The following is a 16352-nucleotide window of genomic DNA, read 5'->3' on the forward strand; positions in this document are numbered from 1 at the left end:
CTTTCCGAGAGACTATCAGGTCGCAAAGGTTTGGGCATCAGAGGTTCAAGAATAGAAAGGAGTTGGCATGCGGTTTTTTGCGTCCCTCATATTCATTGGTTTTCTCGCAACCGCTGCGAACTCTGACGTGACCAGTCGAAATGGCGGTCCAACCAACAGTCAAATGCTTTCAAAGGGGGGTGACGGAGGCGTTGATGGTGTCGCTTTCTTTCGCCCAGTCTTAAGCGGAGTGTTGTATCGATCCGGTTTCAAGGGCGGCGACAAGGATCGAACTGGCCTGAGTGAAGGTCAACGCGAAACTCTGTGCAATGAAGGGTTTTCAACCGGTTTTTATGCCGACTTTGGCAAAAACACCGAATACGGTCGCACCAGTTGTGGAAACGGGTCCCTTGACTATCAAAGTGCCAGATCCTCCCGACCCGGTACTGTTATGGCTTCCATACACGAGGTGATTGAAAACCCTGGAAAGGGCCCTGTTCTGGTGCACTGTATGTGGGGGGTTCATTCCTCAGGTGCATTGTCGGCGATGGCGCTCGTTCAGTTTTGCGGTTGGACAGAAGAAAGGGCCAAGGAATATTGGAATGATGCCCGAAATGGGGCCCCATGTTCAGGCGGGTGCGACCAGTGGATCGACTCAAAATTCTCCAACTTTAGTGTTGACCCCAAGTTGAAAATCTCCACCGAACAACAGGCAGCGATTTGCCCTAAATGATACCGGGAGGACTATCCAAATGAAGTTCAATCTTCTGGGGTCACTTGCTCTCATTGCACCCACTGTCTTGTGGGCGAACGACGATGTTCTAGGTGAAGCCACGACATTTGATAGTCCCAATGGTGTTATGGAACGCTGTATTCGGATCGAAAAAGTTCCAACGGGCGAGTACAAGAACAGCGATCTTGAAGAAGAAACTGCCTATTGCGAGATCGATTTCTATGCCTCCGAAATTGCCATTTGCCCGAAAACCTGGAGCACCAGCCCAGGAATGGCCGTCTACAATATTTCGGAAGGACCTTACATGGGGAACCGTTCTGAATTCGAGAGAAACGCTTGCAAAGAGGGGAAGGCAGCAAAAGATCTGGCCATGGACAGGGTGGCTAAATTCAAGTCCACCATGAACCAAAAAGGCACCAGTGGAACGTTTTCCACGTCTTCACTGCTTTACTATCATTTCTCCAGATATTTCGACGCGACTGTCAAAGTTCCAGTCGCCGTTTGGCGTAGCATGGACGCCCAGGCGCATTTCTCCGAAGTCGCAGAGCCCGGCCTTGCGATTTCTGGTGGCTCTCATGGCGGGCGCATGAACCACGAAGGCTGGCGGGTCTTCGCAGCTGCGGATGCTGACCCGAACTCATACCAGCCAACCGACGATCTGTTCACCGCAGATCGAACGCAAATATATGGTGTGCTGCTTGATAGCCCTGGGCATCGATACGGCTCGGAAATCAACGGCACCCGTAAATCTGGTTGGGGGAAAGGTCAGAACCGCGATTTTCAGGAAACCCCCGCTTTCTTGGCTTTGCGGTCTTCAAAACCATTGTCAGAGGCAATCGCAGAGGGCGTCGGAGAAGGCAGAAAAGACCGGATGATCAACAAGGATCTCGGTCCCGATGTCAGCGACCAACAGATGGCATTTTGGATGCAAGAACTCTCCGAAATTGTTCTCCTCGACTTCATCTTTAGCCAGCAGGACCGCGTAGGAAACATAGACTTCACACCCTATTGGTATTGGGTCGAAGACGGAAAGCTGAAGCATAAGAAAGCGAAGCACCATCAGCCAAAGGATGGAGATGTTCCTGCCCACGCGCTTTTGATCCGTCGAAGCAATCTAAACGACAACGATGCTGGGGGGCGGGTCGAGTATGCCAACTACTCGAAATCTACTCAAATGCTGGAGAAAATGCGGCACTTCTCTCCAAGCACCTACCGGCGCTTGGTTGCTTTGAATAATGATCTTCAATCTCAAGGTCCCGTCTACGGCTGGTTGTCGCAAAGCTTTGGGTTGTCAGACAGTCAGATTGCCCAAGTTGTGAAAAACACCGAGCTGGCAACGTCCATTCTCCAGGACAATTGTTCTAATGGTGATTTAAAGTTCGACTTGGATCCTGTCACATTCTTTTTGAGAAACGACACCGAGGTAGAGGCAGTGGACTGTAATGCCCCGTAAGCTTTCCACCCTTTTTACGGCGTTCATTTGGATCGCTCTGATCGCCTGCAAAGCGGTGGCATTGGATGTTATCGTCATATCGGATCTGAACGGAAGCTATGGTTCGGTAAGATACGATGCCCGCGTCGACAAAGCGATTGAGCGGATAGTCGAGATTGATCCCGATTTGGTTATTTCGACCGGAGATATGGTTGCGGGACAGCGCATCCCCAACTTATCCGACAAACAGGTCAGGGAGATGTGGAAGGCGTTTCACGAGGCCGTATCAGACCCTTTAGAGGCTGCCGGCATTCCATTTGCGGTCACGCCCGGGAACCATGATGCCTCTGCGTACCGTGGGTTCGAGCGTGAAAGAAAAATATACGCAGAAGAATGGGAACCAAGAAAACCAGACGTCGACTTCCTGGTTTCGGATGACTACCCGTTCTTCTACGCGTTTGAGATGCAGGGCGTAACGTTTGCATCTTTGGATGCTACGACCTTAGGGCCGCTATCCGGTGATCAACAGGACCGACTTGTGGAACTGGGTGCAAATGGAGACCCGATTGTGACTTTCAGTCATCTTCCGCTTTGGCCCTTCGCGATCCAGCGCGAACGCGAAATCATCGGTGACTCAACACTTGAGAAAATCTACCTGGAAAGCGGTGTCGTTCTGCACCTGTCAGGCCACCATCATGCCTTCTATCCCGGTTGGAAAGACGGTGTGGCCTACGTCTCTCAAGCTTGTTTGGGAGGTGGTCCGCGTCGGCTTATTGGCGATAGCGCCAGATCACCTCACAGCTTCACTCATGTTAAGTTCCAGCCGAACGGAGAGTTTGGGATAGCAGTATATCGAGGGCCTGATTTCGAAAGGTCGGTAAACTTCAAGTCGCTCCCGAAAGAGATCAGATCTCCGAATGCTGTTTTGAAACGATTAGACCTTGTGAAATGACTAGAGGTTGAGTTTCAGTTCGACTTTTTCTGGGACCAGATCGTTTACCATCTCTTCTATCCGGGCTTCTGAAAGTCCTCCCGAGGTGATGAAAAGCAACGAAACGCGAGATTTTCCTGGGACGTGGTGTTTTCTGACAAGCTTCCAGCCAGCGTCTGCGGCCATGGCTTCAATGTCTCGGCTGACTTTCAATGAGTGTTCTTCATCCGAAGCCTTGAGCGAAACTTCCACGCCCTTGTTTCGCCCTCCGAGCCAAATGAAGCACCAACACACAATCGCCACCAGAGTGGCCATCAGCGGTAAGCCCAAACCGACGGCAAGACCAAGAACCGTTACGATTATCATTTCGACTGTATCGACCGGATCATCCAGATTGGAGCGGAACCTGAGCAACGCGCCGATGCCAAAAATAACGAACCCAATCATTGACCCGTGCTGGACTACCAGGAATCCCACAGCCATTCCAATTAGCGCGTAAAGGAAGAACAGTCTGGGCATAACCAGATCGCTGACACTTCGGCGTGCTTTACGTCGAACGGGATGATAAACAATCAAAGCGGTCAAAATGATCGTTACAATGACGTCTAGCGTGAAAAAGTAGAGTTCCTGCTTGCCGCGGAACTGAGTCCAGCCTCTTTCAATCACTATCTCTGATTCGGACGTTCCTGCGAGCAAGGAAGCAGGATCAATTTGAGAATAGCCAATACTAGGCAAAAGCACGGCCGAAAGGACCGATGCTATTGAAAACAGCTTACTCAAAAGTCTTTCCCTCCCGCTGTACCGTCGAATAGTCGCTCCAAAGTGCGTAACTTGAAGCAAACACTCCACACCTCTCGACCAAGTCGCACGCCCATAAACTAATTCAACCCTATGAATTTACATTCGGTAAAGCCTTGCGGGATCAAACATCATACTTCCGCAAAATACTGTGTTAGGTTGGACAACATCGATTTTTGATCGAATATGAACCAGATCCACACAAGCGCAGATTTATCTCGAATGAACCAGTCAAATGACCGGCACAAACGAAGAGTAGCGAAGGTAATTTGCGCGAGCCTTGCTGTGGTCGCCAACACTTTGGCGTTAACCAGCCCAGTGAGAGCGCAGACTGATATGTTGGAACTTATTGAGTCTTACAAAGTGGCAGACAAATCAGAGGGCTTTTCTGAGCCATCCGGATTGTCGCTTTCCAGTGTTCATGGATTCTTGTGGGCAGTAAGCGATGAAGCATCGAAGCTGCACCTTCTGGGAGTAGATGGAGAGCTAAAGAATTCGTTCAAACTTCCAGAACATCTAGGTGCAGACTTGGAAGGTGTCGCTGGAAGAAATGATGGGTCTGTATTGCTGTTACAAGAAACTGACCGATCTATTGTAACGGTCCAACCTACGGACCCAATCAAAGTCAATTCTACTCCACTTTCTTCACTCAGGGGCTACGGCAAAGTTGCGGAAATGCTTGCTGAGAACCCTTTGAACAAGGGACCGGAAGGGATCACTGTAGATCAAGACTCTGGGCAAGTATTCGTAGTCATTGAGGGCCAGCCAAGGCTTCTGCTCGTCATTTCCTCGGAAATTGATGAAATTATTGGAGTAGTTCCATTAACGGCTGAAGCTGGTTTTGTTTCATCTCGTGCCGACGATGACGAATTAGACATCAGCGGGATCGCCTGGTCCGGCGAGACCAAGTCTTTATGGATACTCAGCGATGAAGGGCGCCGAATATTCGTTTTTGATCCTGAAGTTCTGACGGTCAAAACTATCGACTTAATTTACTCCAAAAAGGATGAAGTAAAGGAAGTGAAGAACCCTGAGGGGATAGCTTTGGATGAAAGTGGTGGCGTTCTATACATCTTGACCGATGATGGAAAAAAGTCACGCCTCTACGCATTTGTCTTACCGCAAGTTTGATTCCCGAAACAAACTCGCATTGGCTTGTCGCATTCAATTGTACAAAAAGGAAATGGCCACCTCTTCCCGCATCTCGGGAGTTGCGAATCCCAGTTTCGAATGTCCGGTTTGGGCTGCGAGCGGCCACCGATGCGAAAAGCGGCGAATGGCCGTACCGAGCCCGAAGCGGACACCGAAAAAATGTCAGACGACGCCAAAAAGTAGCGTCGCCCGATAGTCGCGGTTGTCGCTTTATTCTACCAGTTCCAGATCACCGGGACGCCAGGTCTTGTCGAACCAAGGCTCGAGCGGGCCGTAGAGGCGCATCATCACGTTGAAGCTTTGCCCGGGCATGGTTTGCGCCCAGTTGTTCTCCCAACCTTCTGGGGCTTCTGGACCAAAATAGATGCTGGTACTCCCATCCTCATTAGGTTTTATCCCCGGTCTATTAGAGTCGATACCACCGGATTGCTGGTCAGTTTCAAGGATTGACCGAGTCTGTCCGCTATACAACATAAACGACGCAAAGTTTTTGGCGGGAACCGGCGCCGGTAGCGTTACCTTATAGGTTTTTGAGCCGTCAAGGTACTGTCCGTTGCTGTCTCGCGCTGTCATCGCATAGACAGACCCCGTCCCGACCGGTGGCGAGGTCATCGCAGGCGTTATGCCCGTTGCCATATAGAAAAAGTACGACCGATCATCGAGGATGCGCGCGCCGTCCTCAAGAAAAAGATAGCTCTGGCGTTGGAACGGTGAGTTCCATTGCCGGTCGTCATAAAAGAACACTCCTGGATCGCGCGAGGCATACGTGATCGCTCGCGCCGTGGCGTTTGCAATTGCTGCTGCCTCCTTGAAAATGGCCTGCATACGGGCATCGGGTTCGAAGGGCTCGTCCTTCTTGATCCCTATGGAAGCAAACGTTCCTACAATTTCCGGACTGAACGCACCAATTGGATTGTTTTCGAGTGCGACGTGGATCTCTTCAAAGAAGTCTTCGTTGTTCGCGTGAACAGTGTTGTGTTGAACACCGGAGATATTCAGGAAAGTTTCCGCGGGAGGATTGTCCGCTTCACTAAGCGGATAGATATTCAGACCCGCCTTGATCTCGGCAACAGGGCCAGCCGTATCTCCGTCTGCGTCTGGCGAGCGTCTTAGCAACAACCAGTGCTCATATGTCTTTGTGCGTAGTTCGAAGTAGCCCTCGGGCACCGGCGTTTCATCGTCGTTGTGCAAAAGTAGATACTTGCCACCTTCTCCCTTATCCGCGCCAAGCGCCCCGATATCCGTCACATAGTCAAACGCGGCGTCATCAAGCAACCCAAGCAGGCCTGCCGGAACCTCAATCACCATCGGGCCATCCGAGATATCGACATTCGAACCAATGTAGATTGTGGTTGTATTGGGCGTCAGCCAGATGGACCGCGCGTCCAGCAGGTCTTCTGCAATCACGACGTCATTGGGACTGACGCCCAAGTCTTCGTATCCCTGAAACATAGCTCGAAGCGAAGCGATCTTCATGCCATCCAGGAAAGCCGTCGTTGCTCTGATCAGATCAAGGTTGTCGAAGACTTTCTCCACCGTCTCAGGTGATGGCATACCATCGAAGAATTCCAGATCACCAAGCGTCTGGGTCTCGACCTTGTCTGGTGTAAGAACATTCTCAGGAACGTCGGCTTTGAATTCTTGGGCTGAAGAATGCGATGCGAGTACCAGGGCAGTCAGCACAGCTAACGACTTTGTTTTCATTGTTCGCTCCATTGGGAATTACTGTTTGTTTTGATCAGTTTACTTTTTCTAGATCGCCCAGCATCCAGCCACTCTCCAGCCATCCTTCTTGCGGCCCATATAGACGAAACAAAAGGAAGTACGGCTCTGTGGTTGGTATCCAGTTGCTTTCCATGCCTTCCGGTGCTTCTGGTCCAAAAAAGATGTCGTAAGAACCGTCTTCATTAGACTGCATCGCATCAGTGTCGCGCTCGGACAAACCGACAGGATCAACGTTCCGAATGAAGCTCTTGGTCTCCATCGAATAAACAATCACGGACCAGAAATCGTCGGCAGGTGTATCCGCTGGGACGTTCAGTTTATAGGTCTGATTGTGATCGTACATTTCCCCGTCGCTGTCGCGCAGGCCTGTCAGATAAAATGTACCTCCGCCCAGTTGTTTCGGCAGGTATGTAATCCAGAAATAACTGCCGCCCGCACGCGCATCCACAAGGACTTCGGTCTCAGTCTCATAGGGGAAACCAGCCTCGGGTTGACCATCCGCGAAATCCCAAATCAACCACTGGCTCCTCATCTCGCCGCTATCGTCGACCCAAAGTGGGATCATGGCTTTCCCGGGCGTCACAAAGTAGTTCTGCATCGAGGCGTACGCGAGCAACAATCCCTCGTTCATTGCCTGCATTTGAAGTTCACTTGGTTCGAAAGGCTTTCCCTTCTCGATCCCTAGATCTTTCAGAAAATTCACCATAACCTTGTCTTGTGGACGGATCGGGTTGTTTTGAACGTAATCGTTCAGGTCCTGAAAGAATGTCTCGTTGTAGTATGGAAGCGAGTCGTACGGCACTTCTGACGCTTCGAGATAGTTGTTGGGTGGCGGATTGTCGGCCTCGGACAGGTAGTACACTTTGATCGTCTGAGCGTACTCGGCCGCATCGGCGTCCGTTCCGCCATTCGTCAGTTTTGGCCGGAACGAAAAACCATATTCGTAGGTATCTGTTTCAAAGGGAAGGTATCCCGCCTCAGTTAATTCCTCCAGGGACATATCCCCTTCGTAGCCTGGGGGTAGCATGAGGTACTTGCCGCCGGCACCTTCGTCGAAACCATCGGGACCAACGTCCACGATAGGAACATCCCAAGCATTCACGATTGTACCGAAGTAGTTCACCTTTTCGGTGGCAGCGGGCACTTCAATGACAAGGGGACCGGGTTCCGAGGTCATTGAAGCCCAAGCATAGGCCGTAACATCGTTAGCCGTAAGAAACCCATGTTTGGAATCGAACGGCTTATTGAGATAAATGATGTCGTTGTAGTCGCCACCGAGGTCGCGGCGAATGCCCTTCAGAAAATCGATCATACCAGCGGCGGGCATTCCCCAGATTGCAGTCTGAGTGGCGCGCTGCACCATGATCTTGTAATCAATGTCCTCGACTTCGGCTGATCGTGCAAGGATGTCACCCGTGTCATTGAAAGACTGGGAAAGAACTGGCGAGGAAGAAATACCCACAATAAGCGCCACGCCAAAAAGACGCGTCGACAAACCGCTGTGTGATGGCCCAAGTATTTTCATGGCGCAATGCTCCCTGCTGTTTGTGGAAAGCTTGCACATCCGTTCAGCCGATGCGTATCATTTCACGACACGCGGGCGAACAAGCGGGTTGACGGATTGAACCTACCACCGATGATTTCGGCCAAGGCCTTGGGCGCGATGCCCCAGTTTGTGCTTGAGGCCGCTGGGGAAAGACGCCTGTTGCGTGCTTTTGACTCTGCCGATCTTCCTGTTCACTTCATTGAGGAAAGAGGCGGTTACATCTCGGAGCATGCCTTGGCGACCTTTGTGCACGAATCCGCACGATCCTCGGGACAACAAAACATCGGATTGTTGTGGTCACCGTATCTCACTGTCGCTGACTACGGCGCCTGGGGAAGTTACGTTCTTTCTGCTCCAACGCTGGGGGCAGCGCTAATACGAGCTTCTGCCGTCATGCCATTTCATTCGTCCACGGATCGCGCGTGGCTTGAAACTTCGGGCACTAGCGTGCGCTACTGTTATCGTTTTGGACTTCGCTCGCATTTCGCGTATCCGGACATCGGTTTCTCGGCCGTTGGGGTTTTTCTGAGCATATTCCGCGCGTATTTAGGAAACGACTGGAAGCCATCGGCCGTGCTCTTGGACTTCCCGAAAGTTCCTGGGTTTGTCGAGGCAGAAGACACTTACGCTTGTCCTGTAATCTGGAACGCCACCCGCCTTGGGGTTGAGTTTGAAGCTTCGGCTTTGAGCTCCGAAGCCGCGCCCAAAAAACTTAGCGGAGGCTCGACAACTGTCGGAGATATTTCACGCGAACGATTGGGCGGCCCACCTCAAACACTTAGAGGACAAGTCGAGGAAGTGGTTTGGCAACAACTTCATCGGGAGGAAATGTCGATTGATGCCACCGCGCGTTCGCTCGATCTTGGCGTTCGCACACTACAACGGAAGTTAGCAAGCGAAGGGGTTCGTTTTCGCGAAATCGTCAACGATATCAGGGTAGCAAGGGCCGAGGAACTCCTCACAGATACGCGCGAGACAGTCTCCAGTATCTCCTCCATGCTAGGATATGAAACCGCAAATAATTTCAGCCGCGCATTTAAGAAGGTAACGGGATTGGCACCCTCTGACTATCGCCAAAGGAATTCCGGTCATACTTGAATGGTCGTCTGCAAAAGCAAGCCGCTGGCGTCTGCATTGCTCACAAATTAAAGTTCAGGTTGGATGCGACGAGTAACCGCGTCCAACCCGAGTAGGGCGGGAAGCTAACCTAGTTCGATCACTTTATACGTTTTCTTTTAGGATCAAGAAACAAAGTGAACTGGAACAATGACAAAGTTGCAGACTATTTGCTTGTAGAGGTGATTCTATCTGTTGCCCCGCGTCGATTACCCTGGGATAGGATCAACGCGGGGCTGTAGGAAAGTGCTAGGTAATCAAATGACGCCCGCACTCACTACGGGAAACATTCTGATATTTCGATGCTTGCTCTATTTATGTATCCAATTTGGATATTTGATAGATCCAACTTCTTAAAAGTCGGAGCATGCAATGCGCACACCCCTCGAGATGGAGAGCTTTGGTCGCGAGTTAACCGAGCACCTTCTTAGAATTGTTTGGTTGCTTATGTTGGTTGATACTTTTTTGGAGCTATTCCAAACAATTACTCAAAAAGCATCCACGAGATGGAAAATACTTCTGTAAATGCAGCGACGAGCTTTTGTAGTTCTGTTTTGGGTGCAGCCCCTAGTCATTTCCAGACACGAACCAATGGAATTGGCGAAAAAACCCACGGTCGTTCATGGGATGGGAGACGACCGTGGGTATCAGTTAGGGGTATGATAGGTACGAAGCCATCATGAGTTTGGATCAAAACTCCCACAAAAGATTTGTATTTTGAAAGAGGAGCTTGCGAGTTGTTCAGGCTATAGGTGTTCACCGACGTTCCGCAGTGCTTTTCGAGCAGTTGTTTGCAAACGACGCTTTCACTCGTTGAAATGAATTCACATCGAAATATTTGCTTTTGTTGCGTCGTAGGTAGCTACGCGACGCATCATCTAATTGGGAGGAATACATGAAATATGCTGCCATTTTTGCCGCCGTGGCAATCTCCGCTTATGCAACTGTTGCCGCTGCCAAAGACCCAGTTCCGGCAAGTAGCGACAACTTCGAGATTTACAGTGAGGTTGAAGGCTGGACGGTTTATGCTGACAACGACTCTGGTACATGCCTGATAGAAAAAGTCTTCGAGAGCGGGAACGTCATGCAAATGGGTCTAACCAAAAACCAAAAACACGGTTACTTGGGAGTATTCACGCAAGCTGACATAGACATCAAAAACCGTCAAAAAATAGAAATAGCAATTGACGACTTCGTGTATGAAGGTCGCGCAAAAGGCATAAAAAGCAAGAAGCTAGCGGATGACTACTCTGGTGGCTATATCGTTGTAAAGGACGCAAACATGGCGACTGCCGTGGCCGAAGGACAGACTTTGATCGCATTTCCAAAGAAGTCCGCAAATTTCATTGTGGACCTAACCGGTACAAAGAAGGCTATGGAAGAAGGGCGTAAATGCAACCTTGCACTTGCAAGCTAACTTAGGCCGTTGCTCAACCTCAAAAAAGTTGAGTCGCCTTTTCGTCAAACCCTTTGTGGCCCCGCAGTTTGCGGGGTCATTTATTCGTCATTTTTTGTCTCTTCGCCTCAAGCATCAAGGTTTTGGTTAGCCCGCCGAAACTGGTGCGGGCGTTGTCAAGAAAGCAACGAATTTTGGTTTATCCGAGTGAGTGGCCAGATCGAGTGCGATATTCAAACGAGGCAACGCGGTCTGTTATTTCCCGTGTCTGCTTTGACCGAAACTCTGCCGTTCAGCAGATTTCAAAGAACGTCCAGCGCCGTTCAATGCAGACGTTCAGGCGAAATTTCTCGGAATGACCACCAACAATGACTGCTATCCGTTCCTAAGCCGTCATCTGACTTAACGACTCAGATGACTGACTTGAGCCCATACCTACCAAATGCTGCACACTGCACGAATGGCCACTTTCGAGCCGACCTACGCCCGAACCTCTTCACGCATAAACTCCACAAAGGCCCTTACACGCGGCTTTCGAAAGGCCGAAGGTAACTGCACGCTTTGGATCGGCAAAGTGCGGGAATGGAACTCCGGAAAGAGTTGCACAAGACGTCCGGTTTCAAGGTCGTCCCCCAAAAACACATCTGGGCATATGAAGATGCCGCTCCCGGCACGCGTCGGTACGAGGCAGGCGGGAGGACTGTTTGCCAGAAATGGGCCAGAGACAGGCACCTGCACGGTTTGCCCTTCGATCTGGAATGGCCAGCGGTTTGGATCGGGGTTGTTCGCATCTCGAATGCAAATGTGGTCCGAGAGTTCCACAGGATGTGAAGGCGCACCATGTTCTTCAAGGTAGCAAGGAGTCGCGACGACTTTCATATGCGTTTCACCGAGCTTGCGAACGACCAAACTGGAGTCACTGAGCGCGCCGATCCGTATTGCGATATCGAAACCGCCCTTGGCCAGATCAGCATAATGATCCGACAAGTCCAATTCGACTGTGACGTCCGGGTGTTGCTCTACGAAACGGCTTGCTGCTTTAGCCACCGCCGTGTCGCCATAGGTAAGGGGCGCCGCCACACGAACGATGCCCTTCAAGCCCTCTGAAGCGTCAAACTCAGTCTCCAACTGCTCCAATTCAGCCAGCACCCGTCGCGCTCCTTCCAGATATCGCTCCCCCTCGTGGGTCAACGACATAGACCTGGTGGTGCGATGGAGAAGATTCAGCCCAACCATGTTTTCGAGCTGGGCCACACGTTTGCTGACCAGCTTGTTTGAAATGCCAAGCCGTTGTCCGGCGGCGGCAAAAGAACCGGATTCCACAACAGCCACGAAGCTCTGCATCCCGTCGATCCGGTCCATAGCATTGCCTCCATTTGCGCGATACACACTCGCTCTTATCGCCATTTCATGGAGAAAAGACCATCGCTAAGTTCCTCTCAAGCTGAATCGCAGGAGAAAAGAACATGGCAACGTCAGACGCCCCCATCTCAATAGGTCAGGTCGCCCTGACGGTGCGCGATCTGGATAAGACCGCCACCTTCTATGAAGACGTGATTGGCCTCGGCCTGATCGAACGCAACGGTGAAAGCGCCTTCCTCGGCACCGAAGCCGGAACGCTGATCGAGTTGCGCCAGGACCGAAACGCTAGACCCTTTCCTAAAGAGGCGGGGCTGTTTCACACCGCATTTCTGTTGCCGTCCAAACAAGACCTCGGCGCATGGCTGGTCTACGCGGATGAGCGCGGTGTTCGCCTGGATGGCGTATCCCACCACGGTGTCAGTGAGGCGCTGTATCTGAACGATCCCGAAGGAAACGGCATCGAAATCTATCGTGATCTGCCTCGCGAAGCGTGGAAACGCCAAGGCGATACCATCCATATGACAACGCACCCGCTCGACCTGAAATCACTAACGGAAGATGCCACACAGTGGCAAGGCGCACCGCAAGGCACAGTCATCGGACACGTTCATTTACGTGTCGGTGATGTCAGCAAGGCAGCCAAGTTCGTTACTGACGAGCTGAGTATGGTTCAGACATTTGAGCTGCCCTCAGCCCGCTGGTTCGGGTCCGGTGGCTACCATCACCATCTTGCGGCGAATGCTTGGCAATCGAAGGGGGCAGGCCCGCGCTCTGTCGAAACCACAGGTCTCGCGAGTGTTGAGCTGTTGGCTGACCCCGCAAGTCTCACGCCCGGCCAGAAGGTCGATCCGTGGGGCACAGAATTCACGATCACCTCAGTGCAGGCTTGCGCCGCGTGAATGTCGTCAAATCAAACCAAGAGAGGGCTACAACAATGACACCTAAAGAACTCGTAATGGAGGCCGTAGCTGCCATTTTTGTCCACTTCGACGCAACTGCCGCCGAACAGCTGCTGGCAAAGGACTATATCCAGCACAACCCAGCCGTCCCCACGGGGGCTGCGCCGATCCTTGGCTTCATTCCTGGTCTGAAAGAAAGCGGGATCGAGGTGGATATCCACCGGGTGATCGCGGAAGGCAACATGGTTGTCCTGCACACCACCTACAACAACGCTCAGGCGTTCGGTGCTGAAACTCTGGTGGGCTTCGATGTTTTCCGCGTCGAAGACGGAAAGGTTGCAGAACACTGGGACAACCTGACCCCAACTACACCGCCAAATCCTTCGGGGCACACTCAGACCGATGGTCCAACTGAGATCACCGATCTGGAAAAGACGTCCGAGAACAAGGCTTTGGTCACCGACTTTGTGAACACGATCCTTAAAAATGGCGATGTTGACCGGATCACGGATTTCCTGTCCGCGGAGACCTATATCCAGCACAACAGCAACATTGCTGACGGACTGGACGGTTTGGGTGCGGCACTCGCTGGCATGGCCGAGCGAGGCATCCAGATGATTTACTCGGATGTCCACATTGTTGTGGCCGAGGGCAACTTTGTCTTCAGCGCCTCTGAGGGCACGTTTGCCGACAAGCCGACGGCCTTCTATGACCTGTTCCGCGTCGAAAACGGCAAAATCGTTGAGCATTGGGACGTGATCGCAGATATCCCTGCGGAAATGGCTCATGACAACGGCAAGTTTTGATCGGGGGAACATGAGAGCATTCCTGATCACCCTCACGATGATGCTAGGAGGCACAGCTATGGCTCAAGAAACTGGTGTAGTCGAGATTGTGACAATGAACCTTGCCGAGGGTGTTTCAGCTCAAGCGTTCGAACCGGTCGACAAGGCCATTGAGGACGAGTACGTCAGTAAACAGCCTGGCTTCATCTCCCGGCAAGCCGCCTTCGCAGACGACAAATGGGCGGTTGTCGTCAATTGGGAAAGCGCGGAGGCAGCGCAAGCATCCATGGACAGCTTTGCCTCTGCTCCGGCTGCTGAGAAGTTTATGAGCATGATCGATGCATCTTCTATGTCGATGAAGCGCTACCAACTGGCACGGTAAGAGCCTTCATATTAACCAAAGCGCCCATGGAAACATGGGTGCTTTGTTGCATTTTGATCATCAGCATTCATCACCGGACAATCGGGCTATCCAGGCGGACGGCAACTCTGTCCGCAAAGCGGATGCTCATGCCGAGTACAGCGAATGACCGCTACGAGCCCATAGTGACCGATGCTGCGCGATCAATCGACGGCGGCTATGCGCAGAAAGCGGACTTTGCAAAGTCTCGCTAAGGCACCAAAACGGACGCTTATCGCTGTCTCGTATGCAGCAGGTTAATATCCCAAAAATGATCGTTAGTCTTCTGTGCCGCTGACCCAAGCCACCTTCAAGTTTGGATCGAAGAGCAACGGTTTCACCTCGACTTGCCTAGTTCTAAGCCAGACAGGCTCAAATTCTCTGTTGTCCGCCAAAGCATCAAGGCTTGTATCGTGCGTAGTCGAAGTCCATATACACGAGGCTTACGTTTTTCTTTTTCGACCTGCTGTCTCCCCAATTCGGCGTTCAGTCTTTCGATTCAGACCGACCACGCCGAGTCGCCGCAATGATGCGGGCGGCACGTATTAGGAGACTTCCACCATGGCAAATGGCACAGTAAAATGGTTCAACTCAACCAAAGGTTTTGGCTTTATCGAGCCTGAAGATGGCAAGCGCGACGTGTTCGTGCATATCTCAGCAGTTGAACGTTCCGGCCTTAGCGAATTGAAAGACGGCCAAAAGGTTACTTTTGACGTCGAGGCTGGCCGTGACGGACGCGAAAGCGCCGCCAATCTGGCACTCGCCTGACCTTTTGCGGGCACCCCATAAGGGTGCCCGTTTGAACAATGGGCGACAATAGGCCGTCGGAGACCAAGTAAGTTGCAACCTAAAGACTGGACGCGGGTGCTCGCGCAATACCGTGTGCCCGATGCGAAGCGCAGTGTTTTTGAACTTGCGATCACTGTTTTCCCCTTATTCGCGCTATGGGCCCTAGCGTGGTTTGCGTTGTCATTTAGCGTCTGGATCGCAATATTGCTGGCCATCCTGAATGCCGCATTTCTGGTCCGTATCTTCATCATCATGCATGATTGTGGTCATGGATCTTTCTTTAGAAGCCGCAGCGCATGCAATTGGACTGGCCGGGTTCTGGGTGCTCTTACCGTTACACCTTATGACGTTTGGCGGCAAAGCCATGCGATTCACCATGCCTCAACCGGTAACCTTGATCGGCGTGGTATGGGTGACATCCCTACATTGACCATTGAGGAATACCTGAAACGGAATTGGTTCGGGCGTGCCGCGTATCGTCTGACCCGGAACCCCGTCTTCCTGTTCGGTATTGCGCCGATCTATACGTTCTTTATTCAATACCGCTTACCTGTTGGCTTCATGCGGTCGGGCTGGCTGTATTGGGCAAGTGCGATGGGAACAAACGCCGCAATTGCAGGGTTCTTGGCTCTGATTTTATGGGCCGGAGGCTTTGAGGTGGTGGCGTGTGTTTTCCTGCCAACCGTGATTGTCGCATCATCGATTGGTATTTGGCTTTTCTACATTCAACACCAGTTCGAACACACGACCTGGGACCGGGAAGAGGGCTGGAACCTTCAGAACGCCGCGTTCTATGGTAGTTCTCACTATGCCTTGCCTGGCATCTTGCGGTGGTTCTCTGGCAACATTGGTGTGCACCATGTTCACCACCTCGCCAGCCGCATACCGTTCTATCGGCTAAACGAAGTTTTGCGTGACCATTCTGAGTTGGAAAACTGCCAGCGTATTACTCTATATGAGAGCTTTCATTGTGCACGATTGCATCTTTGGGATGAAAGAAGTCAACGTCTGCTGACATTTTCCGAGGCTTTGTCGAACGCCAATTCCAATAGGCATTTAGTGTAGTCTGGCGCGTACCAGATAGGCTTCGACCGTATCACCACCCAGGGCGCGAATGGCCTCTAGTCGGTGAAGGCCTTCAATCAGCACGAACCTCTTGTTGTCCGAGCGTATCTGTATCGGGGTCTTCTGGCCGTTCTTCAGGATATCTTCGGCCAACGTCAGAACTTTTTGTTGATCAAGCGTTTTCGCCCGTTTCACAGGTACATAGATCAGGTCGAGCGGATATGGTCTTTTCTCCAACATAAGC

16 protein-coding genes are annotated in these 16352 nt (G+C 51.6%); 11 read left to right on the forward strand and 5 right to left on the reverse strand.

All coding sequences use genetic code 11. The features are described from left to right. Positions 1-67 precede the first annotated feature (67 nt). The 3 genes from ACR0B5_RS22110 (at position 68) to ACR0B5_RS22120 (ending at position 3096) form a co-directional block, all read left to right on the forward strand. A complete protein-coding gene (locus tag ACR0B5_RS22110) occupies positions 68-712 on the forward strand; it encodes a hypothetical protein (protein WP_480543483.1) in 645 nt (214 codons plus the stop codon). A 19-nt stretch (positions 713-731) separates the two neighbouring features. Then, the gene (locus ACR0B5_RS22115; protein WP_480543485.1) at positions 732-2165 is read left to right on the forward strand and encodes a hypothetical protein; all 1434 of its coding nucleotides are present in this window, start codon (positions 732-734) and stop codon (positions 2163-2165) included. Positions 2166-2226: 61 nt separating this feature from the next. Further along, a complete protein-coding gene (locus ACR0B5_RS22120; RefSeq protein WP_170747443.1) occupies positions 2227-3096 on the forward strand; it encodes a metallophosphoesterase in 870 nt (289 codons plus the stop codon). On the opposite strand, the gene ACR0B5_RS22125 is transcribed toward ACR0B5_RS22120, so the two are convergent. Then, complete coding sequence (locus ACR0B5_RS22125; RefSeq protein ID WP_170465773.1) at positions 3097-3855, reverse strand: DUF4956 domain-containing protein; 759 nt, start codon at positions 3853-3855, stop codon at positions 3097-3099. A 354-nt stretch (positions 3856-4209) separates the two neighbouring features. Here ACR0B5_RS22125 and ACR0B5_RS22130 point away from each other — a divergent pair, with 354 nt between their 5' ends. Continuing rightward, positions 4210-5004 (forward strand): SdiA-regulated domain-containing protein, encoded by a 795-nt coding sequence (locus ACR0B5_RS22130; protein WP_170556650.1) that lies wholly within the window; start codon positions 4210-4212, stop codon positions 5002-5004. A 231-nt stretch (positions 5005-5235) separates the two neighbouring features. Here ACR0B5_RS22130 and ACR0B5_RS22135 read toward each other — a convergent pair whose 3' ends face one another. Continuing rightward, entirely contained in the window at positions 5236-6729 is a 1494-nt protein-coding gene (locus ACR0B5_RS22135; RefSeq protein WP_170660758.1) for a DUF1254 domain-containing protein, read from the reverse strand. Positions 6730-6763: 34 nt separating this feature from the next. Beyond that, a complete protein-coding gene (locus ACR0B5_RS22140; protein WP_480543488.1) occupies positions 6764-8275 on the reverse strand; it encodes a DUF1214 domain-containing protein in 1512 nt (503 codons plus the stop codon). Positions 8276-8386: 111 nt separating this feature from the next. On the opposite strand from ACR0B5_RS22140, the gene ACR0B5_RS22145 reads away from it, so the two are divergent. Next, positions 8387-9394 carry a helix-turn-helix domain-containing protein gene (locus tag ACR0B5_RS22145; protein WP_480543490.1) on the forward strand — a complete coding sequence of 336 codons (1008 nt, stop codon included), beginning with the start codon at positions 8387-8389 and terminating at the stop codon, positions 9392-9394. Between the two features lie 913 nt (positions 9395-10307). Then, positions 10308-10829: a hypothetical protein gene (locus tag ACR0B5_RS22150; protein WP_170660761.1), complete on the forward strand. Its 522-nt coding sequence runs from the start codon at positions 10308-10310 to the stop codon at positions 10827-10829. Between the two features lie 459 nt (positions 10830-11288). Here the strand turns inward: ACR0B5_RS22150 and ACR0B5_RS22155 are convergent, their stop codons facing one another. After that, positions 11289-12170: a LysR family transcriptional regulator gene (locus ACR0B5_RS22155; RefSeq protein ID WP_480543492.1), complete on the reverse strand. Its 882-nt coding sequence runs from the start codon at positions 12168-12170 to the stop codon at positions 11289-11291. 104 nt (positions 12171-12274) lie between these two features. Between ACR0B5_RS22155 and ACR0B5_RS22160 the strand changes: the two genes are divergently transcribed. The 5 genes from ACR0B5_RS22160 to ACR0B5_RS22180 all read left to right on the forward strand — a co-directional run bounded on the left by ACR0B5_RS22160 (position 12275) and on the right by ACR0B5_RS22180 (position 16108). Next, complete coding sequence (locus ACR0B5_RS22160; protein ID WP_170660763.1) at positions 12275-13069, forward strand: VOC family protein; 795 nt, start codon at positions 12275-12277, stop codon at positions 13067-13069. A 35-nt stretch (positions 13070-13104) separates the two neighbouring features. Next, positions 13105-13875: a nuclear transport factor 2 family protein gene (locus ACR0B5_RS22165; RefSeq protein ID WP_480543494.1), complete on the forward strand. Its 771-nt coding sequence runs from the start codon at positions 13105-13107 to the stop codon at positions 13873-13875. Positions 13876-13933: 58 nt separating this feature from the next. Beyond that, complete coding sequence (locus tag ACR0B5_RS22170) at positions 13934-14236, forward strand: antibiotic biosynthesis monooxygenase family protein (protein WP_480543496.1); 303 nt, start codon at positions 13934-13936, stop codon at positions 14234-14236. A gap of 579 nt (positions 14237-14815) precedes the next feature. Continuing rightward, positions 14816-15022, forward strand: a complete 207-nt coding sequence (locus ACR0B5_RS22175) for a cold-shock protein (protein WP_170328727.1) — start codon at positions 14816-14818, stop codon at positions 15020-15022. A 72-nt stretch (positions 15023-15094) separates the two neighbouring features. Then, on the forward strand, positions 15095-16108 hold the full coding sequence (locus ACR0B5_RS22180) for a fatty acid desaturase (RefSeq protein ID WP_480543498.1): 1014 nt from the start codon (positions 15095-15097) through the stop codon (positions 16106-16108). Here ACR0B5_RS22180 and ACR0B5_RS22185 read toward each other — a convergent pair. Then, the gene (locus ACR0B5_RS22185; RefSeq protein ID WP_039524390.1) at positions 16100-16348 is read right to left on the reverse strand and encodes a ParB N-terminal domain-containing protein; all 249 of its coding nucleotides are present in this window, start codon (positions 16346-16348) and stop codon (positions 16100-16102) included. The genes ACR0B5_RS22180 and ACR0B5_RS22185 overlap by 9 nt on opposite strands. Positions 16349-16352 lie beyond the last annotated feature (4 nt).

Source organism: Ruegeria sp. AG1 (assembly GCF_056541705.1).

What these genes read in the sequence shown, in the direction of transcription:
- ACR0B5_RS22115 (WP_480543485.1), top strand. Translation starts at nt 732, where the DNA reads ATGAAGTTCAATCTTCTGGGGTCACTTGCTCTCATTGCACCCACTGTC.
- ACR0B5_RS22130 (WP_170556650.1), top strand. Translation starts at nt 4,210, where the DNA reads ATGTTGGAACTTATTGAGTCTTACAAAGTGGCAGACAAATCAGAGGGC.
- ACR0B5_RS22135 (WP_170660758.1), bottom strand. Translation starts at nt 6,729, where the DNA reads ATGAAAACAAAGTCGTTAGCTGTGCTGACTGCCCTGGTACTCGCATCG.
- ACR0B5_RS22150 (WP_170660761.1), top strand. Translation starts at nt 10,308, where the DNA reads ATGAAATATGCTGCCATTTTTGCCGCCGTGGCAATCTCCGCTTATGCA.
- ACR0B5_RS22165 (WP_480543494.1), top strand. Translation starts at nt 13,105, where the DNA reads ATGACACCTAAAGAACTCGTAATGGAGGCCGTAGCTGCCATTTTTGTC.
- ACR0B5_RS22170 (WP_480543496.1), top strand. Translation starts at nt 13,934, where the DNA reads ATGGCTCAAGAAACTGGTGTAGTCGAGATTGTGACAATGAACCTTGCC.
- ACR0B5_RS22110 (WP_480543483.1), top strand. Translation starts at nt 68, where the DNA reads ATGCGGTTTTTTGCGTCCCTCATATTCATTGGTTTTCTCGCAACCGCT.
- ACR0B5_RS22145 (WP_480543490.1), top strand. Translation starts at nt 8,387, where the DNA reads ATGATTTCGGCCAAGGCCTTGGGCGCGATGCCCCAGTTTGTGCTTGAG.
- ACR0B5_RS22185 (WP_039524390.1), bottom strand. Translation starts at nt 16,348, where the DNA reads ATGTTGGAGAAAAGACCATATCCGCTCGACCTGATCTATGTACCTGTG.
- ACR0B5_RS22155 (WP_480543492.1), bottom strand. Translation starts at nt 12,170, where the DNA reads ATGGACCGGATCGACGGGATGCAGAGCTTCGTGGCTGTTGTGGAATCC.
- ACR0B5_RS22140 (WP_480543488.1), bottom strand. Translation starts at nt 8,275, where the DNA reads ATGAAAATACTTGGGCCATCACACAGCGGTTTGTCGACGCGTCTTTTT.
- ACR0B5_RS22175 (WP_170328727.1), top strand. Translation starts at nt 14,816, where the DNA reads ATGGCAAATGGCACAGTAAAATGGTTCAACTCAACCAAAGGTTTTGGC.
- ACR0B5_RS22160 (WP_170660763.1), top strand. Translation starts at nt 12,275, where the DNA reads ATGGCAACGTCAGACGCCCCCATCTCAATAGGTCAGGTCGCCCTGACG.